The organism is Streptomyces sp. NPDC058086 (assembly GCF_042885015.1).
Taxonomy (GTDB): Bacteria; Actinomycetota; Actinomycetes; order Streptomycetales; family Streptomycetaceae; genus Streptomyces.
Map to the genome: position 1 here is coordinate 1 of NZ_JBHVST010000132.1, position 23,717 is coordinate 23,717.

22 protein-coding genes and 1 pseudogene are annotated in these 23,717 nt (G+C 68.9%); 18 read left to right on the top strand and 5 right to left on the bottom strand.

The genetic code is table 11. The annotated features are described in order from the left end of the window. A partial coding sequence (locus ACFVWD_RS50655) for a hypothetical protein (protein WP_389605389.1) occupies positions 1-146 on the top strand: 146 nt, incomplete at its 5' end. A 116-nt stretch (positions 147-262) separates the two neighbouring features. Here the strand turns inward: ACFVWD_RS50655 and ACFVWD_RS50660 are convergent. Beyond that, a complete protein-coding gene (locus ACFVWD_RS50660) occupies positions 263-1,168 on the bottom strand; it encodes an AraC family transcriptional regulator N-terminal domain-containing protein (protein ID WP_389605357.1) in 906 nt (301 codons plus the stop codon). 197 nt (positions 1,169-1,365) lie between these two features. Here ACFVWD_RS50660 and ACFVWD_RS50665 point away from each other — a divergent pair, with 197 nt between their 5' ends. The 6 genes and pseudogenes from ACFVWD_RS50665 to ACFVWD_RS50690 all read left to right on the top strand — a co-directional run bounded on the left by ACFVWD_RS50665 (position 1,366) and on the right by ACFVWD_RS50690 (position 6,596). Next, positions 1,366-1,683 carry a putative quinol monooxygenase gene (locus ACFVWD_RS50665; protein WP_389605359.1) on the top strand — a complete coding sequence of 106 codons (318 nt, stop codon included), beginning with the start codon at positions 1,366-1,368 and terminating at the stop codon, positions 1,681-1,683. A 60-nt stretch (positions 1,684-1,743) separates the two neighbouring features. Then, positions 1,744-2,085 (top strand): annotated as a pseudogene (locus ACFVWD_RS50670) (alpha/beta hydrolase); the annotation flags it as partial. Between the two features lie 128 nt (positions 2,086-2,213). Then, positions 2,214-2,972: an SDR family NAD(P)-dependent oxidoreductase gene (locus ACFVWD_RS50675; RefSeq protein ID WP_389605360.1), complete on the top strand. Its 759-nt coding sequence runs from the start codon at positions 2,214-2,216 to the stop codon at positions 2,970-2,972. 160 nt (positions 2,973-3,132) lie between these two features. Beyond that, positions 3,133-4,515, top strand: coding sequence for an SMI1/KNR4 family protein (locus ACFVWD_RS50680; RefSeq protein ID WP_389605362.1), 1,383 nt, complete (start codon positions 3,133-3,135; stop codon positions 4,513-4,515). A gap of 277 nt (positions 4,516-4,792) precedes the next feature. Beyond that, positions 4,793-5,776, top strand: coding sequence for a Dyp-type peroxidase (locus ACFVWD_RS50685; protein WP_389605363.1), 984 nt, complete (start codon positions 4,793-4,795; stop codon positions 5,774-5,776). 22 nt (positions 5,777-5,798) lie between these two features. Beyond that, positions 5,799-6,596 carry a family 1 encapsulin nanocompartment shell protein gene (locus ACFVWD_RS50690; RefSeq protein WP_168501582.1) on the top strand — a complete coding sequence of 266 codons (798 nt, stop codon included), beginning with the start codon at positions 5,799-5,801 and terminating at the stop codon, positions 6,594-6,596. A gap of 55 nt (positions 6,597-6,651) precedes the next feature. On the opposite strand, the gene ACFVWD_RS50695 is transcribed toward ACFVWD_RS50690, so the two are convergent. After that, positions 6,652-7,116 (bottom strand): GreA/GreB family elongation factor, encoded by a 465-nt coding sequence (locus ACFVWD_RS50695; protein ID WP_389605365.1) that lies wholly within the window; start codon positions 7,114-7,116, stop codon positions 6,652-6,654. A 449-nt stretch (positions 7,117-7,565) separates the two neighbouring features. Here ACFVWD_RS50695 and ACFVWD_RS50700 point away from each other — a divergent pair, with 449 nt between their 5' ends. The 5 genes from ACFVWD_RS50700 to ACFVWD_RS50720 all read left to right on the top strand — a co-directional run bounded on the left by ACFVWD_RS50700 (position 7,566) and on the right by ACFVWD_RS50720 (position 13,959). Next, entirely contained in the window at positions 7,566-7,871 is a 306-nt protein-coding gene (locus ACFVWD_RS50700) for a hypothetical protein (protein WP_389605366.1), read from the top strand. Between the two features lie 30 nt (positions 7,872-7,901). Beyond that, positions 7,902-8,390 (top strand): DUF3887 domain-containing protein, encoded by a 489-nt coding sequence (locus ACFVWD_RS50705; protein ID WP_389605368.1) that lies wholly within the window; start codon positions 7,902-7,904, stop codon positions 8,388-8,390. A 108-nt stretch (positions 8,391-8,498) separates the two neighbouring features. Continuing rightward, the gene (locus ACFVWD_RS50710) at positions 8,499-9,125 is read left to right on the top strand and encodes a DUF1345 domain-containing protein (RefSeq protein ID WP_389605369.1); all 627 of its coding nucleotides are present in this window, start codon (positions 8,499-8,501) and stop codon (positions 9,123-9,125) included. 16 nt (positions 9,126-9,141) lie between these two features. After that, positions 9,142-11,487 carry an FUSC family protein gene (locus tag ACFVWD_RS50715; RefSeq protein WP_389605371.1) on the top strand — a complete coding sequence of 782 codons (2,346 nt, stop codon included), beginning with the start codon at positions 9,142-9,144 and terminating at the stop codon, positions 11,485-11,487. Positions 11,488-11,610: 123 nt separating this feature from the next. Then, positions 11,611-13,959 carry an FdhF/YdeP family oxidoreductase gene (locus tag ACFVWD_RS50720; RefSeq protein WP_389605372.1) on the top strand — a complete coding sequence of 783 codons (2,349 nt, stop codon included), beginning with the start codon at positions 11,611-11,613 and terminating at the stop codon, positions 13,957-13,959. Between the two features lie 19 nt (positions 13,960-13,978). Here ACFVWD_RS50720 and ACFVWD_RS50725 read toward each other — a convergent pair whose 3' ends face one another. Continuing rightward, the gene (locus ACFVWD_RS50725) at positions 13,979-14,911 is read right to left on the bottom strand and encodes a LysR family transcriptional regulator (RefSeq protein WP_389605374.1); all 933 of its coding nucleotides are present in this window, start codon (positions 14,909-14,911) and stop codon (positions 13,979-13,981) included. Between the two features lie 102 nt (positions 14,912-15,013). On the opposite strand from ACFVWD_RS50725, the gene ACFVWD_RS50730 reads away from it, so the two are divergent. After that, a complete protein-coding gene (locus tag ACFVWD_RS50730) occupies positions 15,014-15,901 on the top strand; it encodes an SDR family NAD(P)-dependent oxidoreductase (protein ID WP_389605376.1) in 888 nt (295 codons plus the stop codon). A gap of 159 nt (positions 15,902-16,060) precedes the next feature. After that, on the top strand, positions 16,061-16,990 hold the full coding sequence (locus tag ACFVWD_RS50735) for an SDR family NAD(P)-dependent oxidoreductase (protein WP_389605378.1): 930 nt from the start codon (positions 16,061-16,063) through the stop codon (positions 16,988-16,990). Positions 16,991-17,027: 37 nt separating this feature from the next. On the opposite strand, the gene ACFVWD_RS50740 is transcribed toward ACFVWD_RS50735, so the two are convergent. Beyond that, the gene (locus ACFVWD_RS50740) at positions 17,028-17,942 is read right to left on the bottom strand and encodes a helix-turn-helix transcriptional regulator (protein ID WP_389605379.1); all 915 of its coding nucleotides are present in this window, start codon (positions 17,940-17,942) and stop codon (positions 17,028-17,030) included. A gap of 167 nt (positions 17,943-18,109) precedes the next feature. Between ACFVWD_RS50740 and ACFVWD_RS50745 the strand changes: the two genes are divergently transcribed. The 4 genes from ACFVWD_RS50745 (at position 18,110) to ACFVWD_RS50760 (ending at position 22,902) form a co-directional block, all read left to right on the top strand. After that, positions 18,110-19,510 (top strand): MFS transporter, encoded by a 1,401-nt coding sequence (locus ACFVWD_RS50745; protein WP_389605381.1) that lies wholly within the window; start codon positions 18,110-18,112, stop codon positions 19,508-19,510. 118 nt (positions 19,511-19,628) lie between these two features. Continuing rightward, positions 19,629-20,663, top strand: coding sequence for an alcohol dehydrogenase catalytic domain-containing protein (locus ACFVWD_RS50750; protein WP_389605383.1), 1,035 nt, complete (start codon positions 19,629-19,631; stop codon positions 20,661-20,663). Positions 20,664-20,776: 113 nt separating this feature from the next. Continuing rightward, complete coding sequence (locus ACFVWD_RS50755) at positions 20,777-21,625, top strand: aldo/keto reductase (RefSeq protein ID WP_389605384.1); 849 nt, start codon at positions 20,777-20,779, stop codon at positions 21,623-21,625. A 164-nt stretch (positions 21,626-21,789) separates the two neighbouring features. After that, positions 21,790-22,902, top strand: a complete 1,113-nt coding sequence (locus ACFVWD_RS50760; RefSeq protein WP_389605386.1) for a serine hydrolase domain-containing protein — start codon at positions 21,790-21,792, stop codon at positions 22,900-22,902. On the opposite strand, the gene ACFVWD_RS50765 is transcribed toward ACFVWD_RS50760, so the two are convergent. After that, entirely contained in the window at positions 22,872-23,588 is a 717-nt protein-coding gene (locus ACFVWD_RS50765) for a zinc-binding dehydrogenase (protein WP_389605388.1), read from the bottom strand. The two genes, ACFVWD_RS50760 and ACFVWD_RS50765, sit on opposite strands and share 31 nt — an antisense overlap. Between the last annotated feature and the right edge of the window lie 129 nt (positions 23,589-23,717).

Consider the following 23,717-nt stretch of genomic DNA (forward strand, 5'->3'; position numbering starts at 1 on the left):
CCGCCAAAACCGATCACCGACCGGCCGACGCGCTCCTGATCCGCCCGGACGCCCACATCGCCTGGGCCGCGACCACCGACGAACCCGCCGACACCGCCGTGCTCACGCTGCGAGACGCGCTCTCCCGCTGGTTCGGCACGCCCTGAAAACGGCAGTGCCCGTGACCGATCGGCCCTCCTGATCGGCCGACCGTCGCCACCGCGCCCGGTGGCGGGTCCGACGATCCGCGGACGGCGGAAGGCCTGGTTGATGCCCCGTCGTGTCAGGGAAGAACGCTCGCGGTGGTGTGCACGGTGTGACGCAGGCGGGCGGCGTCCTGGCTGGGGGGTGCGCCGAACTGGCGGCGGTATTCCCGGCTGAACTGTGACGCGCTGTCGTATCCGACGCGGTGGCCGACCGCGGTGACGTCGTGGGGGTGGGTGGCGAGCAGCAGTCGGGCCTCCTGCAGCCGGATCTGCTTCTGGAACTGGATGGGGCTCATCGCGGTCACCGCCTGGAAGTTGCGGTAGAAGGCGGAGACGCTCATGCCGGACAACTGCGCCACTTCCTCGACCTTGAACGGCTGCGCGTAGTGCTCACGGATCCATCGCACCGACCGTGCGACATGACTGAGACTGCTGTCGGCGAGGCCGAGCTGGCGCACGATACCGCCCTGTTCGCCGGTGATCAGCCGCCACAGGATCTCGCGCTTGACCAGTGGAGCGAGCACCGTCCGGTCGCGGGGCTCATCGAGCAGGCGCAGCAGCCGGACCACCGCGTCGAGCAGCGGATCCGGAGCGTCACTGACGGCGATGCCCGGCAGCGCGCTCCCGCCCGCACGAGGGGCATCTCCGGGCCCGGCCTGCAGCAGCAGTTCGGCGACGACGGACGGTTCCAGCGTGAGGCCGAAACCCAGTGCCGGGTGCTCCGCGCTGGCGTCGGTGAACTGGCCGGTGACGGGCAGGTCCACCGACGCGACGAGGTACTGCCCAGCGCGGTACTCGTACACCCGGTCGCCCAGCGCGAGGCGTTTGGCGCCCTGTGCGATGACCGCCAGCACCGTGCCGGACATCGACGGCGCCGGCGGGTCGGACCGCTCGACCTTCGAGATGAGGACGCCGTCGATGGCGGTGGTCCACTCCGGCCTCGCGTGTCGGGCCAGCAAGGTACGGAGCTCTTCGAGGTACATGCCCTCATTGCAGCACACGCCCGGTCGCCGACTCCTGTACGGAAGAGGATTGTGCAAGGAGCCGACAGCATCGTTCTACCCTTTCCGCAGGTCACGCCGCTTGAATGGAATCACTGGAGTCCAGCGGCGGACCAAAAGGCCTTCTGCTCCGGGACCACCGCACCTCCACGATCCGTCCATCGCAGAAGAAGGTAGTCATGATCGCCAATCACGGTTTCAACGCCACCCTGACCGCCAGGCCCGGATTGGGTGACCAGCTGGCCGACCTGTTGCTGACCGGCCTGAGCGACGGCAACCCCGGTACGAGTGAACACTGCCTCGTCTATCTCGTCTGCCGTTCGGCGTCCAACCCCGACGTCGTCCATGTCACCGAGGGCTGGACCAGCGAGGAGGACCACCACCGGGTCTTCGCCGGCGAAGCCGCTCAGGCCATCGTGAAGCGGTTCGACGGGCTGCTCGCGAAGGACCCCCAGTACACCGACTACGTACCGGTTCGCGGTAAGGCCGCCTTCTGAAGCCGCTGATCGATCCTCGGCCCTGCCTCACTCCGGTCGGCAGGCGCCCTCCGCCCCTGACCATCCCGTACGACCCGCGAGATGAACGAGTTCGGATGGCGCTCGGTGCTCGGCGCCCTCCGGGACGAACGAGTGCCCGGCCACGTCTCCCCCTCGGTGGCCGACGACCTCTCGGGCCTGCCGACCACCTACGTCGACGCCGGCTCGGCCGAGGTCTTCCGCGACGAGGACGCCGCCTACGCCACCCGGATCTGGGCAGCCGGGGGCCGGGCGGAAGTCCACGTCTGGGCGGGAGGCTTCCACGGGTTCGACGCGCTGTACCCGCAGGCACGTGTCTCGGCCGAGGCCCGCCGGGCACGCGGCGACCGGCTCGCCCGAGTCCTGTCCCCGGCCTCTGCCGCGCAGCGAGGCCGGCGACACCACACCGGCCAACCACCGGGCCGGTCACGGCATTTCCCATGTGACACCCGTGTTGCCGATGCCCGCGCCGGGCCTCGGCAGACGCTCGACCACACCCCAGGAGAACCATCATGAAGGTAGCGATCATCACTGGCGCCAGCTCCGGTATCGGGCGGAGCGCGGCGATCCAGATCGCCAAGCGAGGAACCGGAGTCATTCTGACCTATGGCAGCAATGCGCAGGGAGGGTTGGAGACGGCAGCCGCGATCGAGAAGGAAGGCGGCACTGCCGTCGCGCTGCCGCTGGATGTCGGTGAGACCGGCGCCTTCCCGGCCTTCCGCCAGTGCGTGGTCAATGTGTTGCGCGACACCTGGCGGCGCGACACGTTCGACTACCTGGTCAACAACGCCGGCTTCGCACACACGTCGCTGATCGAGGATACGACCGAGGAGACGTTCGACAGGCTGATGCGGGTTCTGCTCAAGGGCCCGTACTTCCTGACGCAACGCCTGCTGTCGCTGATGGAAGACGGCGGGGCCATCGTCAACACGAGCAGCAACTCGGCGATGGGGTCAGGCCTGGAGCCCGGCTACTCGGCCTACGCGTCGATGAAGGGCGGCCTCGACGTGCTGAGCCGCTACATGGCCAAGGAGTTCAGCACGCGAGGCATCCGCGTCAACTCCGTTTCGCCGGGCTCGACGCGCACCCGGATCGCCGACGACGCCTTCGAGAAGTTTCCCGAAGTCATCCCGGCCCTCGCGGCGAAGACCGCTCTCGGCCGGGTCGGCGAACCCGATGACATCGGCATGATGATCGCCGCCCTGCTCTCCGAGGAGAGCCGCTGGGTCACCGCCCAGAACATCGAGGTGTCGGGAGGCTACAACTTGTAGCCATGAGCAGCACGACAACGGCCTGCGTCACCACGCAGTTGCCGTCGCCCTCAGCCCGATACGCTTCCTCGCCTGAGGAGCGCAGCTTTTCGACCAGCCATCAGACACCCGTACTCGCGAGAGCGCGAGGCCGGTTCACCAGAGCAACCGGAGGCCGCCGTTGCCCTCGATACATGACTTCGCGACCTGGGGGCCCGTGCTGCGGGTTCTGCGGACCGCGAACGCGGAGAGCATCGCCGCGCCGGGGGGCTACGTGGCGGGACAGATCGGCCGGCACGGGTGGAGCCTGCCCATGCCGCGGCGGCGCCCGCAGCCCGGACGAGCCCTCCAGATGGAGGACATGCAGGACGAGTTCGACGCGGTGGAACGGGTGCGCGGCGCACTCGCGGACGCGGGTGTCGACGACATCTCCTTCGCGGCGGAGATCTCGCCCGACGGGAGTGCCGTACTCCACCTGCTCAATCCCAGCCCCGCTGCGGAGCCCGGTATCGGTAATCCGCATCCGGGTTCGCTCATCCTGGTCGAGGACGCCGTCCCCGAGCCCTGGCGCCGCCTTCCCGAACCGGTCCCCGCAGCGGTGGCCGCCCCGTCAGTGGATCTGGTGGCGCTGGAGCGGACGCTCCGCGAGCGGATCCCTGATGCCATCGGCGCCACCGAGGCGGAGATCGCCGCCGCGGAAGCGCGCCTCGGCGTCGTGTTGCCCGACGAGCTGAAGGTGCTCTACCGCGTGACCCGGGCACGGTGGGAGGACTGGAACGACGACTACGAGGCGGCGGAGCGCGTCTCCGATGCGGTCGGCTGCGAGCTCTTTTCCCTGGGTGACTTGTACATCGCCGACGCACCGTCCCGTCCGTCCCCCTGGAAGTTCGGGGCCATGAAGGCGGTCGTCACCCCGCCCGACGCCGCGGTGCAGGGGCTGGTCGGCTCCCCCGGCTGGATCGTCTTCGGTGACAACGGCGGTGGCGACCGCATCGCGGTGGACCTGACGCCGGGCCCGCGCGGACACGCAGGACAGATCATCATGCTCGACCATGAGCAGGACGTCGGCGGCGACCTGCTCGCCGACTCCCTGACCGACCTGGTGATGCACGGTCGCGGCGAAGGGCAGCGGGGCTCTCGCGGCGACCAGCCACCGGCCGTAGCCAGGGTCAACATCGGAAGCCTGAGCAGTGTCGAGGCCGCCGTCCATCCCGGGCTGGAGGTCCTGTCCATCGGCGTGTGGGAGGGAGAGCCGCTCAGTCTCGCCCCCGTCACCGGACTGCCCCGCCTACGGACTCTCACCGCCTACCCCGGTGCGCTAGCCGACCCACTGGAGATCGCCAAGCTGACCGGCCTCGAGTTCTTGGAGCTCGGGCCGGAGGACTGGCGTGTCCTGCTCGACGCCAGAGCCGTCCCGCGTAGCCTGTCGGCCGCCTCCATCGAGATCCACGGCACCCGCCACCCGCTCCCGATCGTGGCCCTCGCCAACGAACTCCTCGCCCTCTGGGACCGCCCTCTGATCACCCGGACGACCCTGGAAGGCAACCTCGGCCCCATGGCGTAGACCGGTTCTCGAAGTCCTGTCCGCCACAGCCCTTTTTACGGATCGCCAGGTTTTCCTCGTATCGCCGGGTTTCCCTGTGAAGAAGGCGCAATGCATGAGGTGCTAATCCTCGACCACCAGGGTCGGGTGCGATTCGCGCAGGCGGGCGCCTGTGTACCAGCACCGGTCGACATCGCCGGTCGACATCGCCGCGACCCAATCCTAGTATTTATTTTGTTTCCTCACGTTATCCTGCCGTGCGTAGCGCCATAGCCACGACAAGTAGGAGGCAGGCTCCGTGGTTGAGTCGCAGTTCGTGATCACCCCGCCCGCCAAATCCGCCCTGTTCCTCGTGTGCACCATGGCACCTGGCGGCGAGCCCGCTGTTCGCGACCTGCTCCAGGATGTGGCCGGGTTGCGACGATCGGTCAGTTTCCGCGCTCCGGACGCGGGACTGAGTTGCGTCGTCGGCATCGGCTCCGCCGCCTGGGACCGTCTCTTCGAAGGACCCCGCCCACGCGATCTGCATCCGTTCGTCGCGTTGACGGGCTCCCGGCACCGAGCCCCGTCCACCCCTGGTGACCTGCTCTTCCATCTGCGAGCCCACCACATGGACCTCTGTTTCGAACTGGCCCAGTTGATCGGCGAACGCCTCTACGGAGCAGTCGCCGTGGTGGACGAGGTGCACGGTTTCAAGTACTTCGACGAGCGCGACCTCCTCGGCTTCGTCGACGGCAGCGAGAACCCCGAGGGCGAAGTCGCGTCCGACGCGGTGTTCATCGCTGACGAGGACCCCGATTTCGCGGGCGGCAGCTACGTGGTCGTCCAGAAGTACGTGCACGACCTTGCCGCCTGGAACGCGTTGCCCACGCAGGAACAGGAAAAAGTCATCGGCCGCACAAAGCTGGCGAACGTCGAAATGCCGGACGACATCAAGCCCGCGGACTCTCATGTCGCACTGAACACCATCACCGACGCGGACGGAAACGAACGGAGGATCGTCCGTGACAACATGCCGTTCGGCAGCATCGGGCAAAGGGAGTTCGGCACCTACTTCATCGGCTATGCGCGCACTCCCGAGGTGACCGAACAGATGCTGAGGAACATGTTCCTCGGTGACCACCCCCATACCCACGACCGAATCCTCGACTTTTCCACGGCGGTCACCGGCTGTCTGTTCTACGTACCGAGCGCCGATTTCCTCGACGACCCACCCGCCGCGCCCACCAGCGCTTCGGCGACCGAGGGCTCCCTGGGGATCGGCAGTCTCAAAGGAGCCTGATCACGTGTCCACGCCCAACGGTATGAACAACCTGCACCGCGAACTCGCGCCGATCACGCCCGAGGCTTGGGCACAGATCGAGGAGGAAGCCCGCCGTACGTTCCAGCGCAACGTGGGGGGCCGTCGTGTCGTGGACGTCACCGGACCCGACGGTCCCGCGCTTGCCTCGGTCGGCACCGGCCATCTCACCCGCATCGAAGCGCCCGGAGCGGGTGTCACCGCTCTCCTGCGCCAAGCACAGCCCCTGGTCGAACTGCGCGTCCCCTTCAAGGTCGGTCGCGACGCGGTGGACGACGTCGAGCGCGGCTCGAACGACTCCGACTGGCAACCGGTCAAGGACGCGGCGCGCGCCATGGCGTTCACCGAGGACCGGGCCGTCTTCGAGGGGTACGAGGCAGCGGGCATCGACGGGCTGCGCAGGCGCACCTCCCATCCGGTGCACGGTTTGCCGGCGGAGACACGTGATTACCCGGATGCCGTCAGCCGCGCGCTGACGACCCTGCGCCTGGCCGGAGTCGCCGGCCCGTATTCGCTGCTGCTGGGCGCCGACGCGTACACCCTGGTGAGCGAGACGTCCGACCACGGCTATCCGATCACGGAGCATCTCAGCCGGATGCTGGACGCCCCACCGATCTGGGCGCCCGCGGTCGACGGCGCCTTTCTCCTGTCCACCCGCGGTGGGGACTTCGAACTGCGGCTCGGTGAGGACCTCGCCATCGGCTACACCGCGCACGACGCGAACGAGATCGAGTTGTACTTCCGCCAGAGCATGACGTTCCTCGTGTACACCGACGAGGCCGTGGTGGCACTCGGCTCGTGACCGCACGGCGCCCCGAGCGGACGGGGAGTTGCCCCAGGAGACGGCGATACGGGTCCTATGGGGCGCCCAGGGACAGCACCGTCACGGTCGTCCGTCCGTCGGGCGCCTCGTAGCCGACGGTGTCACCGACATGGTGGCCGAGCAGTGCGCGGCCGAGAGGACTGTCGGTGGTGACCAACGTCTGGTCCAACGGCTCGGCCACGTCACCGATCTGGACCGTCTCTTCGGCGCCGGCCGCGAACAGTACGGTGACGGTGCTTCCCAGACCGACCACATCGGTGCGGGGCGGACCAGCCTCTGCCGCCCCGTCCAGCCGCACGGTGATCTCGGTGATACGGGCGTCGACGCGGTCCAACTGAGTGGCACGCTGCAACTCGTCGGCCTGGTCGGCCGTGTCTCCCGCCGAGTCCGTGTCGCCCAGGGTTGCCGCGACCGCGTTGCGTTCGGCGTGCAGATCCGCAAGCTCCTCTTCGAGCGCCCGACGGGCTTCGGCGCTGATCGGCCCGGCTTCACTGGTCATTCCTGCTCCCGTTGTGCAGGTGGAACAGCTTGGTGACGATGGGCGATTTCGCTGTTTGCGAGCATAGTCGCGAGCTCGCCGCACCGCGTTTCGGAGAGGGCGGCAGTCTGCTCTCTGCTGATGGTGGCCGCGCAGGACAGTGGGGCCCCCGTCTGGCGCTCCGTTCGCCGAAGCCATCGACGCGGGGCTGCCCGCAGCCGTGCGTGACTACCTGGCGGGCCGCACACCCGTACAGGGATGCGGACGTCACCAGGTCGTTGTCAGGCGTGGCCATGCCTCGACGGCAGCGGTCCCTGTCGAACAGGGGTCCGTCTCGATCAGCGGTCCGCTCCGCCGGCCCCGTTTATCAAGATCGGTTCCTGATTTCAAGTCACGCTGTTCCGTGACATGACGCGAAGCCCCTCGGTGAACTTTTCTGGACACAGAATTTCTCAGGCTAGGAGATTCTCATGCAGATCATCACCATCACGGCCGCCGTCATCGTCGGAGCATTGTCCAGCATCACCTATGTGCAGTACGCCGCGTCGCGCAGCCCGAGACGACCGATCCCTCTTTTTTCCACTCGGCTCGCGCTTTTTCCACTATGGGCCGACGTGACGTTCACCACGGGCTGGATCGTCAGCTCGTTCACGCTCATTTTCGTGCTGCCGATCTGGGTTGGAGTGGCCGCTTGCTGCGGGGCCACGGTACTCCCCTTCGAGGTAATGCGCCGCCGTCACAACCGTCAGGTCAGAAGCCGCATGATCACTCCATGATCGCGGCACGGACACCCCGTGCGAGGATCCATGTTCAGCAGACTCAGCAAGTTCAGTTTCGCCGTCACCGTCGCTTCCAGCGCGCTGGTGCTGGTCAGCGGGCCCGTATCGAACGCGGTGCCCGATCCCGTCGACACGGCGGCCGCCGCCCCGGCATCGGCCCCCGGCCGGACCCCTTTCGAACAACTCGCTCTCAAAACCCTCGACCAGGTCATGCAGGGAAACTTCGTCGCCGTCTCAGCGCGCTTCGACGAGTCGATTCGACAAGAAGGAAATCCCGCGGTTCTCGCGAATGCCTGGAAGGAATACCAGAACCAGCTCGGTTTCGGGCGCTACCAGTCGCACGGAGAGCCCCGGCAGGTCGTATCCGGCGATCGGACGGTGGTCGACATACCACTGCACATGGCCAAGCAGCCCGGAGATTTCCGCGTCGTCTTCGACGGAAAAGGACACATCGAGGGTCTGTGGTTTCTCAAGAAAGGAGTTCCGGTCCCTCAGGAGCTCGTGACACGATCATGACGCGTGGACATCCCCTACGCCCGACCATGGGAGAGATACCCGTCGCCCCCTGGTCCCGCTCCTGCCGTGCCGAGCAGCCACGAGGCACTACCGTTGTGGTTTGTGAGCGTGAGCATCCGTTTGTCGCTTTCCGCAGTCCCACGGCTTGCCGCCGCGGTGGCCGTAGGAGCGGCGGTCGGCGTGGCCGTCGGATTGTCCAGCGACACACCGCTGGCCATTCTCGCGGGTATCGCCGCGACCCAGACATTCTTCGTCGTGGTCGGCTGGATCGTGCTGTGGCCGATGGACGCCGCCGCGACCCGCCGCAACGCTCGACGCGAGGACCTGCGCCCCGTCGCCGAGGAAATCGTCGTCGTCACGGTCGCTCTTTGCGGTCTGGTCGGCATCGTGGTATTCCTGCTCGGCAACTCCGACACCGGCCATGCCGCGACGGCGCTGCTCGGCGTATTCATGGCCTGGGCGGCACTGCATCTGATGTACGCCACCCGCTACGCGTACGTCTACTACGTGGATTCCGGGGGCGGGATCGATTTCAACTCCGACCAGCCGCCGGCGTACAGGGACTTCTTCTACTTCAGTTACAACCTCGGTATGACCTACCAGGTCTCCGACACCGACGTCTCCAGTGCGCTGATCCGCTCGATGGTGCTCCGGCACACATTGCTGTCGTACGTCTTCGGTACCAGCATTCTGGCTACCGCCATCAACCTCTTCGCAGGAATCCTGGTTCACTGATCTCGAAGAAGTGGGCATGTCCCACCATCACCGCACCAAGTTGACGCGCGTACTCTCGCCGCGCGGCGCGCTCACCCTGCACGCAGTGGATGGAGCGCTTCTCTTCGCCCTGCGCGCGGCGCTGGCCATGGCAGTGCCCGCACTGCCATGGGTGCTCTCCGGACGATCCACGCTCGCGGTCTTTCCCATGCTGGGCGCGTTCACCACCACGTTCGGGCGCAACCTGCCCTACCGCCGTCGCGCCCGCGTCCTCGCCGTGGCCGCGGTGGCCATGACGATGTGCGTCGGCCTTGGTGCGGCGCTCGCCGCACTGACCGATCCGCGAGCGGGAGGTTTCGGCACTGCCGTGGTGATTGCCGCGATGGCGGTCACGGCCGGCCTGGCGAAGTTCCTGTGCGACGCGACACGGCTCAGTGGCCTTGGTGCCGTGCTCATGCTCTTCTCGTTCGCCGTGGCGGCCAACGGCCCTGCCGACAGGCTCACCGACGTGCTCGCCCAGACAGGGCTCGCCGCAACGGGCGCTGCCACGGCCTGGGCTCTGGCACTGGTGGGCTGGGTCGTACACCCGGACCGCCCGCAGCGGCTCGCGGTGGCCGTGGCCCTCCGCGAACTCGCCGGCCTGCTGGAGCCGGACGAAGGAGCCGATGGAACCGGGCACACACGGCACCGGGCAACCGCCGCCGTCCTCCGGGCGTACCAGTCGCTCGGCCTGAGCCCCCTGACAACCGGTCAGCGGCGCGACGAGCGGAGCGGGACATGTGTCTTCCTGACCGACCTCGCCTGGTCGGTTCTGATCACCTCCGCATGCCGACAGACCCCCGACGCCCCGACAGCGCGGTACCTGCGTGTACAGGCTCGGCACCTGACCGTCAGATACCGCCGTCTCCCGTCCCCTCCGCCACACCCGATGTCCCCGTCCGCCCTGTCCGCCGATACGGCAACCGGCCATCCGGACGAAGCCGGTCCCGCGGCCCGGCGCGCCGCCGAACTGACCGTGGGGACCGATGCCGGCAGCCCCGGCCATGTCGCGGTACTGGTCGTCCCCGCGTTCCGGATGGCTCTCGGCACCGGCCTGGCAGGTGGCCTTGCCGCGTTCCTGAGCTTCGGACACGGCTACTGGGCCGCACTCTCCGCAGCCGCCGTCCTGCATTCCGTCAACGTCCGCTCCACCTTGCAGCGTGCCCTCCAACGCACCTTGGGCACGGCAGCCGGGCTCTTGATCGCGTTCGGCGTGCTGGCCACCCACCCGGCGCCGACGGCTCTCGTCGCCCTGATCGTGGTCTTCGAATTCCTGCTGGAGTACACCGTGGCCCGGAACTACGGTCTCGGCGTCGTCTTCCTCACGCCGCTCGCACTGCTGATGAGCGACCTGGCATCCCCGGCCCCTGTGGGAACGCTCGTCCACGACCGGACCCTGGGCAGTGTCCTCGGCATCCTCATGGGTCTGGCATGTGCGTTGCTGTTGGTCCACGGGCGTCCGGCAGCACGTGTGGAACAAGCGCTGGCCGCGTGCGGCGAAGCATCCGAACGTGCCGAACGGGCACTGTCCGACTCCGCCGCCGTACCGCACTCCGCCGTTCAGACACAGCTGGCCGTGGCAGTGGTGGAGCTGCGCGAGGCGGACGACGCCGCCGCCGGGGAGCTGTACGCGGCGAATGTCGACCCCGCCCGACTGGCAGCCGCGGAGCAGCGCGCCTATGTGCTGCTCAAGCACCTTCATCGGACCGTCGGTCGCCATGCTCCGCTCCCCCGTCCGTTCCGAAGTCGTGCCATGAATCCAGCGCATTCGACCGGCGCGGACGGCACCACGCTGTATTACGGCGATCTGGATGCGCCTCACGTACTCGAGGTGTTCGTCGAGTTGCGCGACCGGGCCAGTCACCGCATGGCGGACAGTCTTCTCGGCACCATTCGCCAAGCGGCCGACGACGGCAAGTTCGTGGCGAAGTTCCATTTCGCGGGGACGATCGACGACACGGTCGGCGGCAGCGGTTCTCAGCGCGGTCTGAGCGCGCTGGCCGCGGCGAGCGACGCGGGACAGCGAAAGTTCGTCGACTACTTGGCGGCGCTTTTCGCCTCCCAGCCATTTCCCCCTGTTGACGATCAATTCTCCGACGTCTCGGTCCTGCTGTCCCTCGCCGACAAGGTGAACGGGCTGAGGAACGCCGAATTCGACATGAAGGTCACGGACGGCATGTATCTCACCTGGGCCGGAGAGGTGATCGGGAACTTCGATTCCTTCGGCGTGGTGGGAACACCCGTGGTCCGGTACGACGACGAGGTCATTCCCGTCGTGAAGCCCGAGGGAGGTCCCGCCCTCACTCCCCAGGAGTTCCTGGACCGGCTCAGGCCCTCCCGCTGACCGGCGGGCTCCGCATGACGACCGTGGGGTCCGTTCGAGTCCGTGGCCCGTTTGAGGGAGCCACAGGATGGTTGTAGCGTTTCCACATACTCCTTCGGCAGCAGATACGAAGGGTTGAACAGCATGACTACCTCGGATGCCGACAAGGCGGTAGCGGAAAACGAATCCCCGCACGGCGCGGGGACACCGGCTGGAGGCGAGGGCCCCACCACCGAGAAGCAGCCGTCGCAGCGGGCCTACCATCACCCGGCCGCCGGCTGGGGTGCCGCCAAGAGCGTCACGCACGTCCTCATGCGGGAGCACGCGCTGATCGACGGGCCACGCGCCATTTTCAAGATGAACCACGAGAGCGGGGGGTTCGACTGCCCGGGCTGCGCGTGGCCCGACGACACCAAGGGCCTCAAGCTCGACATCTGTGAGAACGGCATCAAGCACGTCACCTGGGAGATGACGCCCAAGCGTGCGGGACGTGAGCTGTTCGCCGCGCACTCCGTCTCGGAGCTGGCGACATGGACCGACTTCGAGCTGGAGGACACGGGCAGGCTGACGGAGCCCGTGGTCTACAACGAGGAGACGGACCATTACGAGCCCATCACCTGGAAGGCCGCGTTCGAGCTCGTCGGAAGCGAGCTGCGGGCCCTCGACGACCCGAACGAAGCCGCCTTCTACACCTCGGGACGCCTGGGCAACGAGGCGACGTTCCTGTACCAGTTGATGGCCCGTGAGTACGGCACCAACAATCTGCCCGACTGCTCCAACATGTGCCACGAGGCGTCCGGACGCGCCCTGCAGGCGTCGCTCGGCACCGGAAAGGGCACGGCCGACCTCGCGGACTGGGAGAGTGCCGACGCCTTGTTCATCATGGGCGTCAACGCGGCCTCCAACGCTCCGCGCATGCTGACCGCGCTCGCCGAGGCATACCGGCGGGGTGCCCAGATCGTGCACGTCAATCCACTGATCGAGGCGGCCGCCACCCGGACCATCGTCCCGCACGAGTTCGTCGACATGGCCCTGTTCAAGTCGACGCGCACGAGCACACTCAACCTCCAGGTCCGCGCGGGCGGCGACATGGCACTCCTGCGCGGCATGGCCAAGGCGGTGATCGAGGAGTCGGCCTCGGACCCGAAGGCACTCGACCACGAGTTCATCGACCGCCACACCCAGGGATTCGAGGAGTACCGGGCCCTGTGCGAGGCGACACCGTGGCAGGAGCTGGAGCGCCAGTCCGGGCTGACGCGCGCTGACATCCTCAAGGCCGCCGAGGTGTATTCGCGGTCCGACCGGACCCTGATCAGCTGGTGTCTGGGGGTGTCCCAGCACGAGCACGGTGTGGACACCGTTCGGGAGATCGTCAATCTCCTGCTGCTGCGCGGGAATCTGGGGCGCGAGGGCGCCGGGCCGTCGCCCGTGCGCGGGCACAGCAACGTGCAGGGGAACCGTACCTGCGGCATCGACCACCGGCCCACACCCGAGTTCCTCGACCGGCTCGCCAACGTCTGCGGCATCGATCCTCCCCGTGCGCACGGGCTGGACACGATCGGCGTGGTCGAGGGGATGCACCGGGGCACGGTCAAGGTGTTCGTCGGAATGGGCGGCAACTTCTCGATGGCCGCACCCGACACCACGTACACCGCGGACGGGCTTCGGCGCTGCGAACTGACGGTCCAGGTCAGCACGAAGCTCAACCGCAGCCACGTGATCCACGGCAAGAAGGCACTCATCCTGCCGTGTCTCGGACGGACGGAGAAGGACCACCAGCGCCGTGGGCCGCAGGCCACGTCCGTCGAGGACTCCATGAGCATGGTGCACCTGTCGCTCGGCATGAAGCGCCCGGCGTCGCCCCATCTGCTGTCCGAACCCGCCATCATCGCCGGCATGGCGCGGGCGACTCTCCCCGACAGCGCCGTCCCGTGGGAGCAGTACATCGAGGACTACGACCGCATCCGGGACACCATGGCCCAAGCCCTGGACGGCTTCGAGGACTTCAACCGCCGCGTCCGGCTGCCGCTGGGGTTCCGGATCAAGCAACCGGCCCGCGAACTCGTCTTCCTCACCCCGTCCGGCCGGGCCGAGTTCTCCGCCGCCGGACTGCCGGATGTCGTGCCCAAGGACGACATGTTGGTGCTGCAGACGATGCGCTCCCACGACCAGTGGAACACGACCATCTACTCCGACGACGACCGCTACCGGGGCATCAAGAACCTGCGCACGCTCGTCCTCATGAACCGCGCCGACATGCGCTCCCGCGGCATCACTCCCGGCAGCCTGGTCGACATCACTGCCACCTCCAAGGACGGCAGCAAGCGCTCCCTCACCGGGTACCGGGCGTTGAGCTACGACATGCCCCGCGGTTGCGCGGCGGGGTACATGCCCGAAATGAACGCCCTGATCGGCGCGGCCGACTACAGCACGCAAAGCGATCAGCCACTGATGAAGAACGTCAACGTCCGTGTCGCCCCGAGCCGGCTGTGACATGGGGGAACCGGGATCGTCACAGGTCTGAGCCCGGTGGGTCGCCGTCGAGGGCCGCGGCACGGAGGGCGGTTGCCACACGCGTGACCGGTTCGCTCGGCGGGTGGGGAAGACGAGCCAGGAACAGACGCCGCTGCTCCTGTGGCCCACCGCGCACGGGAAGGATGCGTACCCCTGGCGGCGCGGCCTGAGTGAGTGCGGGCGGCACGGTGGTCAGGCCGCACCCGGCGGCGACGAGATGAAGCTTGGCCAGCCAGTCGCGGGCGGTGTGGGCGATCTCGGGCCGTTCGTCCAGACCGGGCCACACCCCCATCAGCCGGTCCTCACCGGAGGAGGAGCCGGCGATCCAGCGCTGCCCGCGCAGATCGGCCACGTCGACGAAGTCGCCGCGGGCGAGCGGGTGGGTGGCGGGCAGAGCCAGACACAGCGCGCGTTCGGTGAGCGTGCGCAGCACCAGCGGAGGCGACTCGGCGTCCGGCGGGCGGAACGGCGGCGCCGACGCCAGGAGGGCGAGATCCAGGCTGCCGGCCCGCAGGGCACGCACGAGCGCCGGAGTGCTGCCTTCGCGGCTGACGATGTGCAGGCCGGGGTCCGTGCGGCGTAGCGCGACCAGGGCCTGTGGCAGCAGGACGGCCCCGGCGCTGGGGAACCATCCCAGCCGGACCGTCCCGGTCTGCCCCGGCAGGCCGGACAGTTCGCGCGCGGTCGCGTCGATCTCGTCGAGCACGGTCGTCGCACGGCGCATGACGACGAGGCCGGCCGCGGTCAGCCGTACTCCGTCGCGCCGTCGCTCCAGCAGCTCCGCTCCTGCCACGCGTTCGATCGCGGCGATCTGCCGGGACACCGCCGACTGGGTGTAGCCCAGCGACGCCGCGGCCGCGGTGAAAGTCCCCTGTTCGGCCACGGCGCGGAAGACGCGCAGCGCGGTCAGTGACACATCCGTGAAGTCCATGACACCTCCCACTCCGTGATCATTTACCCATGATGATTTCGCATACTAGCTGTGCGTGAATCTCGTTGGACTCATGCCCGCCGCGTTTCTAGCGTGGCCTGCATGAACGCTTCGCGAATCGCCCTCGTCACGGGCGCCAACCAGGGACTCGGACGTGCGCTCGCCGAAGGACTGGCGGCCCGCATGGGCCCCGACGACCTCGTACTGCTCACCGGCCGCAGCCACCAGCGCGTATCGGACGCCGCCCGTGAAGTGGCGGAACTGCACGGCACACGCAGTCATGTCGAGGGCCGGGTCCTGGACGTCACCGATGCCGAGGCCATCGCCCGGCTCGCCGACGAACTCCGGGCTCGGCACGGCGGTGTCGATGTCGTGCTCTCCAACGCCGTCGCCCGGCTGCTGCCCGAGGATTCCCAGGCCGAGCGCGCCGACGAGTTCATCGACGTCTCCAACACCGCCACCCACGCGATCCTGCGCTCGTTCGGCCCCGTCCTGCGTCCGGGCGGCCGACTGATCGTCGTGGCCAGCAGCCTGGGCACCCTCGGCCACCTCAATCCGAGACTGCACCACCTGTTCGACGGTGCGAGCCTCGAACAGGTCGAGTACGCGGTCGAGTCCTGGCGCAGCGCCGTCCACAACAAGACCGCCGAGGAGGCGGGCTGGCCACGCTGGCTGAACGTGCCCTCGAAGGTGGCCCAGGTCGCCGCTGTCCGGGCGGTCGCGGCCGAACGCCGCGAGCACGACCTCGCCGACGGCACCCTGATCGCCTCCGTGTGTCCCGGCATGGTCGACACCGCCACCTCCCGGCCCTGGTTCAGCGACTTCAGCCGGGCCCAGTCACCTTCCGAGGCCGCTCGTGCGGTGCTCGACCTGGTCTTCACCGAGCACCTCGATCCCGCTCTCCACGGCGAGCTGATCCGCTTCGGCAAGGCCCTGCCCTGGCCGGACGGAACTCCGCCGGTGGAGCAGGACCGACTGCTCAGGCCCTGACCGCGGAAGACCGCGCGCGGATCAGCGCACGACGACTCCGACACACGTACAGCACACGGCGACTTCGACACACGTACAGCACATGGCAAGTTCGGCACCAGTTCAGCACGCGGCGAGTTGAGCACACAGCGACCTCAGCACACAGCAAGGAGTCCACCCGTGAGTGCCATCACGACCCCGTTCGGTTTCTCCAGCACGGCCACCGAGGTCGCGCAGGGAATCGACCTCGACGGCCGCCGTGCCGTGGTCACCGGCGCCTCCTCCGGCCTGGGGGCGGCAACGGCCCACGCCCTGGCCGGTACCGGTGCCGAAGTGACCCTCGCCGTCCGGGACATGGCGGCGGGTGAACGCGTCGCCAAGGACATCACCGGGTCGACCGGCAACCGGGAAGTACGTGTCGCGCACCTGAACCTGGCCGATCCCGCGTCCGTCACCGCCTTCACCACCGCCTGGGAGGGCCCGCTGCATGTGCTGGTGAACAACGCGGGCGTCATGGCCTGTCCCGAGGAGTACACCGAACAGGGCTGGGAGTGGCAGTTCGCCACCAACCATCTCGGCCACTTCGCTGTCACCACCGGCCTGCACGGCGCGTTGGCCGCCGACGGCGCCGCTCGCGTCGTCGTGGTCGGCTCCACCGGTCATCAGCAGTCCCCGGTGGTGTTCGACGACGTCAACTTCGCATTCCGCCCCTACGATCCATGGCTCGCCTACGGTCAGTCCAAGACCGCGGGTGTCCTCTTCGCGGTGGAGGCGACCCGTCGTTGGGCCGGCGACAACATCACCGCCAACGCTCTGATGCCCGGCGCGATCTACACCAACCTCCAGCGCCACACCGGCGGCCGCGGGAGCGGAAGGGTTCCCGCCCACCTCATCAAGACCGTCGAGCAGGGCGCCGCCACCTCGGTGCTCCTCGCCACCTCCCCGCTCCTCGAAGGCGTCAGCGGCCGCTACTTCGTCGACTGCAACGAGACAGAGGTCGTCGACCGTCGCTCCGGCACGCTGCACGGTGTCGCCCGCTACGCCGTCGACCCGGAGAACGCACGACGGCTGTGGACTCTGTCGGAGCAGTTGCTGGCCAACGCCCGGTGACCCTTCCTGACCGACCGGACCGCCGCGGAGGTCTCGGTCAGGGCTGTGAGTGCGGTTGCGGCTTCGCCTTCGTGTCCGGGCGTTTGGCGGGCTCGGGGACGATCGCGTCGAGCAGGAGCATGGCGTCGTGGTCGGGGGTGCCGGGTTCGGCGGTGTAGAGGCCGAGGCGTTGGCCCGGGGTGCCTTCGAGGTTCATGCTCTGGCCACTGAGGGTGAAGATGCCGACCTGGGGGTGGTGGAAGGTCTTCTGGATCTTCTTGCGTCCGACGACGTCGTAACGCTCCCACAGTTTGGCGAAGTCGGGGCTCTTGACGAGGAGTTCACCCACGAGGTGGGTGAGGTCGGGGGCGTCGGGGGCGGTGCCGGCCAGGCTGCGCAGCCGTGCGACGCAGCCGCGGACCAGCTCGTCCCAGTCGGGGAAGAGGGTACGCGCGGTGGGGTGGAGGAAGAAGTAGCGGGCCAGGTTGCGCTGTTGGGCGGGCCAGTCGGCGAGGCCCGCGTACAGGGCGAGGCCGCCGGGGTTCCAGGCGAGCAGATCCATGCTGCGGCTGATGATGTAGGCGGGGCTCGGTCGGAGCGTCTCCAGGACCAGCTTCAGGTGCGGGCGCACGGTCCTGCTGGGCGGCGGTGGGGGTTCGGGGGAATAGCGGGCGGCCCGGGCGGCGAGCTCGCGCAGGTGCTGGTGCTCGGCGTCGTCGAGGCGCAGTGCGCGGGCGAGGGCGTCGAGCACGGCGGGGCTGGGGCGGGTCTCCTTGCCGCGCTCCATGCGGACGTAGTAGTCGATGCTCATGCCGGCGAGCGTGGCCAGTTCCTCGCGGCGCAGGCCGGGGGTGCGACGCAGCCCGGGACCCACGGTGAGGCCGACCTGGTCGGGGCGGGTCTGGGTGCGGCGCGCGCGCAGGAACTGGCCCAGCTCCATACCGCCGCCGCTGCTGCTCTGCGCGGATGCCATACGGTCAGTGTCACACCGCCCTGACCTGTGTGGCAGGCGTGTGGGGGGCCCTGTCACTACCCCCGAACGCCGGTCCCCGGCACAGCCCGGCCTGCCACTGGCGCCGCGGAGGCACGAGGCTCGATTTCCGTCAGCACCTCGCCCGTCCCAGTGCAGGAGATCGTCCGGTGTCCACGCCCGCCTCGCCCACACCTCTCCAGACCACCGCTGTCGGCCTGCCACCGCACAGCAGGTCCGGTGGGCGCATGGCGCTGGCCGCCGTGCTGCTCGGCTTCTTCACGATCATGGTCGACGCGATGATCGTGAACGTCGCGCTGCCCTCGATCGGGCGCGGCTTCGACAGCGGGATGACCGGGCTGCAGTGGGTGGTCGACGGCTACACCCTCACCTTCGCCGCGTTCCTGCTGTCCGCCGGCGCGATCAGTGACCGCATCGGGGCCCGCCAGGCGTTCGCCGGGGGCCTGGGCCTGTTCGTGGTGGCGTCCGCGGTGTGCGGGATGGCGCCGAATCTGGGCGTTCTGGCGGCGGCGCGGCTGGTGCAGGGAGTCGGGGCCGCGATGGTCGTACCGTCCTCCCTCGCCCTGCTGCGGGAAGTCTTCCCCGACCCGGGGGCGCGGGCGCGGGCCATCGCCCTGTGGGGTGTGAGCGGCTCGGTCGGCTCGGCGGCCGGGCCCGTGGCAGGCGGTCTGCTCACCGTGATCGACTGGCGGATGATCTTCTTCGTCAACCTGCCCGTCGGCGCGGTGGCCCTCGCGCTCCTCAAGCGCGCCCAGCCCTCCCCGCGCCGGTCGGTGCCCTTCGACTGGACCGGCCAGGTCGCCGCCGTCGCCGCCGTGGGCGGGCTGACGTACGCGGCCATCGAGGCCGGTGCCGACGGGTTCGGCGCCGCGCGGGTCCTGGTCGCCTTCGCCGTGGCGGCCGTGGCGGGCGTCGGCTACGTCATCGCACAAGCCCGCGGCCGGCATCCGATGACACCGCTGCCGCTGCTGCGCTCGCGCACGATGTCACTCTCGGTCGCCATCGGGTTCGCCCTGAACATCGGCTTCTACGGGATGATCTTCCTGCTGGGGCTGTACCTCCAGCAGGTGCACGGGCTGAGCGCGCTCGCCACCGGCGTGGCCTTCCTGCCGATGACCGTGCTCACCTCCTTCATCAGCCCGGTGGCCGCCCGCATGTCGATGCGGTTCGGTGCGCGCATGCCGGTGGTCACCGGTCAGTTGCTGATGGTCGCGGGCCTGCTGGCCATGGTCGCCGTGCCCGCAGGAGCGCCGGTGTGGCAGTCGGTGGTGCTGATGATGCCGGTCGGAGCCGGCGGCGCGATGGCCGTGACCGCGCTGGTGGCACTGCTGCTGGAGAGCGTGCCCGCCGAGCGGGCCGGTGTCGCCGGCGGTGTGCTGAACGCCGCCCGCCAACTCGGTGGCGCCCTGGCGGTCGCCGCCTTCGGGGCGCTGGTCGCCGACCGGGCCGGGTTCGTCGACGGGCTGCACACCAGTCTGCTGATCGCCGCGGCGACGGTGGGGCTGACTGTCCTGGCCACCCTGAACCTGAGGCCCGCTCCCCGTACGTGACCGGTCTCCGGGCAGTGCGGGCCCGACCGACCGGCGACACACCCGTCCACTACGCACCCCGTCCACTACACACCCCGTCTACCCCATCTACGACATACCCAGTAAGGACAGATCCCTCATGCGAGCAACCTTCATGTACGGCGCTGGTGACGTGCGCGTGGAGAACGCGCCCGACCCGGTCATCCAGCACTCCACCGACGCCGTCGTACGAGTCGTCCTGTCCTGCGTCTGCGGCAGTGACCTGTGGCCTTACAAGTCCATGCCCGCCGGCGAACAGGGGCGGCCCATGGGCCATGAGTTCCTCGGCGTCGTCGAGGAGACCGGCTCCGAGGTGACCGGTGTGAAACGCGGTGACATGGTGGTCGCCCCGTTCACGTACTGCGACAACACCTGCGACTACTGCCGTAAGGGCCTGCACTCCTCGTGCCGCAACGGCGGCCGCTACGGCTGGAACGGCGTCGACGGCGGGCAGGGCGAGGCCGTCCGCGTACCCCAGGCCACCGGCACGCTGGTCAAGCTGCCCGTCGGCGAGGACTCCGAGCTGCTGCCCTCCCTGCTGTCCCTCTCCGACGTGCTGGGCACCGGCCATCACGGCGCCGTCACCGCCGGTGTCACCCGCGGGGACTCCGTCCTGGTGATAGGAGACGGAGCCGTCGGGCTGTCGGCGGTGCTGGCCGCGAAGCGGCTGGGCGCCGAGCAGATCCTCCTGATGGGCCGGCACACCGCCCGCACCGACCTGGGACGGGACTTCGGTGCCACGGACGTCGTGGCCGAACGCGGCGAGGAAGGCATCACGCGCGTCCGCGACCTGACCGGCAGCCGCGGAGTCGACCGCGTCATCGAAGCCGTCGGCACCGAGCAGGCCCTGCAGGCGGCCTTCGGTTCCGTCACCGACGGCGGCGCCATCAGCCGCCTCGGCGTGCCCCAGTACGAACTGGGCCCCATCGGTCCCGCCATGATCATGCGGAACATCACCCTGACCGGTGGTGTCTCCCCGGCCCGCGCCTACATCGAGGAACTCCTGCCGGACGTCCTCGACGGCACGCTCGCCGCCGGGCGCCTCTTCGACCGCACCATCGGCCTCGACGAAGTCCCGGGCGGCTACCGCGCCATGGCCGATCGAGAGGCCCTGAAGGTCCTCATCCGCCCCTGAACCAGACCGTGCCCGCTCCGGCAGACGGCCGGCGACGGCCAGAGCGCCGGAGCGGGCACGGTCCATCGGGCACGGTCCATCGATGGCCTCAGCTGCTCCCGAAAGGAAATCCCATGCAGTCCGTCGTCCTCAACAACGGCGTCGAAATGCCGATCCTCGGTTTCGGCGTCTTCCAGATCCCGCCGGAGCAGACCGAGCAGGCGGTCACCGACGCCCTCGCCGCCGGCTATCGGCTGCTCGACACCGCCGCCGCCTACCTCAACGAGGAGGCCGTGGGCCGAGCCATCAAGAACAGCGGCATCCCGCGCGAGGAATTGTTCGTCACCACCAAGGTGTGGATCCAGGACGCCGGTGAGGAGAACACCGAGCGCGCCTTCGAGACATCGCTGCGCAAGCTCGGCCTTGACCACCTCGACCTGTACCTGATCCACCAGCCCTTCGGCGACGTCCACGGCTCCTGGCGGGCCATGGAGAAGCTGGCCGGCGAAGGCCGTATCAAGGCGATCGGCGTCGCCAACTTCCAGCCCGACCGACTCGTCGACCTCATCGTCAACAACGACGTCACGCCCGCGGTCAACCAGATCGAGACCCACCCGTTCTTCCAGCGCGCCACCGACCAAGAGGTCATGCGCGAGCACGGGGTCCAGATCCAGTCGTGGGGCGGGTTCGCCGAAGGCCGCAACAACCTCTTCACGCACCCGCTCCTGAGCGAGATCGCCGCCAAGCACGCCAAGTCCGTGGCACAGGTCGTGCTCCGATGGCTGTCCCAGCGCGGCATTGTCGCGATCCCCAAGTCGGTCCGCGCCGACCGTATGGCGGAGAACATCGACGTCTTCGACTTCGAACTCACCGACGACCAGATGGCGTCCATCGCCGACCTGGACACCGGCAAGTCGCTGTTCTTCGACCACCGTGACCCGGCCGCGGTCAGCCGGCTCGCCGGCCTCCGCATCCACGACTGACCCGGCGGGCGACCCCGCCACCTCACCACACTCATGGCCGACGTGACCAGGAGCAGCGGATGGCGACGGGTGAACTCGACGCTCGGAAAGACAAACCCACCGCCGTGGCGTCGTAGCGGATATTCGGTTGACCGCGGTGGTGGGGGGCGGGCTAAGTTCCGCGCATGGCCGAGCTTCAGGGTTCGTACGACGATTTGTTCTCCGCGGTACCCGGCGCACTCGCCGAGTTGCTGGACGCCGGGGACGTGGGCGCCTCGGTGGCGGTCTTCGTGGACGGTGAGCCGGTGGTGGACGTCTGGGGTGGATTCACCGACACGGACCGCACGGTCCCCTGGCAGCGCGACACGATCGCGGGCGTCTGGTCGGTCACCAAGACGATGACGGCGCTGTGTGCCCTCGTCCTGGCCGACCGCGGCGAACTCGACCTGACCGCGCCCGTCGCCCGGTACTGGCCGGAGTTCGCCGCGGAGGGCAAGGGCGGGGTACTGGTGAAGCACCTGCTGGCGCACACCGCGGGCCTGCCCGAATGGGACGGACCGACGACGGCTGAGGATCTCTACGACTGGCCGTCCGCCACGGCGCGGCTCGCCGCGCAGGCTCCGCGGTGGGAGCCGGGCACCGCGGCCGGATACCACTCGCTCACCCAGGGGTTCCTCGTCGGCGAGGTCGTGCGCCGGATCACCGGCCGCACCCTGGGAGAGTTCTTCGCCGACGAGGTGGCCGGGCCGCTGGGCGCGGACTTCCACATCGGGCTGTCCGCCGAGCACGACCACCGGGTCGCGCTCTCGATCCCGCCGCTGTCGCGCGACGAGGACTACGTCTCGAGCGCGCCCAGCAAGACCGCGACCCCTACCGCCGGAGGTGGGATACGGGTCCGTGACGGGAACAGCGTCGCTTGGCGTCGCGCGGAGATTCCCGCAGCGAGCGGATACGGCAATGCCCGCTCGGTCGCGCTCGTGCAGTCGGTGATGGCGTGCGGCGGAGCGGTGCGCGGGGTGCGGCTGCTGTCGCAGGCGGGCTGCGACCTAGCGTGGGAGGAACAGTTCCGCGGCGAGGACCGCCTCCTGGGCATGCCGATGCGCTACGGCATGGGGTACGGCCTGTTCGGCAACACCTACGGCTGGAGCGGCTGGGGCGGCGCGACGGTCATGATCGAACCCGACGCGCGCATGGCGGTGTCGTACGTGCCGAACCAGATGCGCGAGCCGGGGGACGACTACCGGGGCCTCGAGGTCGTGATGGCGGCCTACGACGGGCTCAAGGGCCTGCGTGCCTGACTTGCCGTCGGGCACGTATCGGGATCCGGCGGAGGTCGGGTATCCGACCCGACCGACGCCTCCGCAAGGAGCTTCGAACCACGTCCCTCCTGACTCCCCGCGCACCCCGGCGATCGTCGAGTCCCGGCAGCATCGAAGGCGGGGTCCGTGGCGTTGACGCGGGCGGCGGTGTTCCGCTGTGAAACACAGGCCAAAAGCAAGGACATCGCAATCCCTGTCGGCACGCCGGAGCCACCCGGCGGTGCGGGGGCTCGGGTACGTGGATGGGCCGTCGGGTTCTGGGTGGCCGCCGCCTCCTCCAAGGGGAAGGTACGCCGGATCCGAACCCGCAGCCGTCCCTCCGTCAGGAGGCTCAGAATGTCCCGAAGGGCTTGGGTACCGCTCTCCCCCGGCACGCTCATGTGGACCTGGATGCCGGTGTCCGCGGCGTCGAAGGCCACGAGGGTGAGGACGCTCGCCGGGCCGCCCGCGAGTTCGATGGAGTCCGGGATCTCCCCGCGGCCGGAGGCGTCGAGGACCGCGTCGACGCCCTGGGGAGCGATGGCCCGTACGCGGGCGACCAGCCCCTCGCCGTACGTGACATGTTCCGCGCCGAGTGAGCGCAACTGTTCGTGGTTGGACTCGCTCGCGCTGCCGATCACTCGCGCGCCACAGGCCACCGCCAGCTGCACGGTGAACGTGCCCACCCCACCGGCGGCGGCATGCGTCAGAAGGGTCTCCCCCTAGGCCCTGTCGTCAAATTCCCGTCTGCCCCGCGACGCCATGCACGCGCCCCCAAGTTCTCGGCTTCGCTCGAACAGGGAGGGACCCCCTTC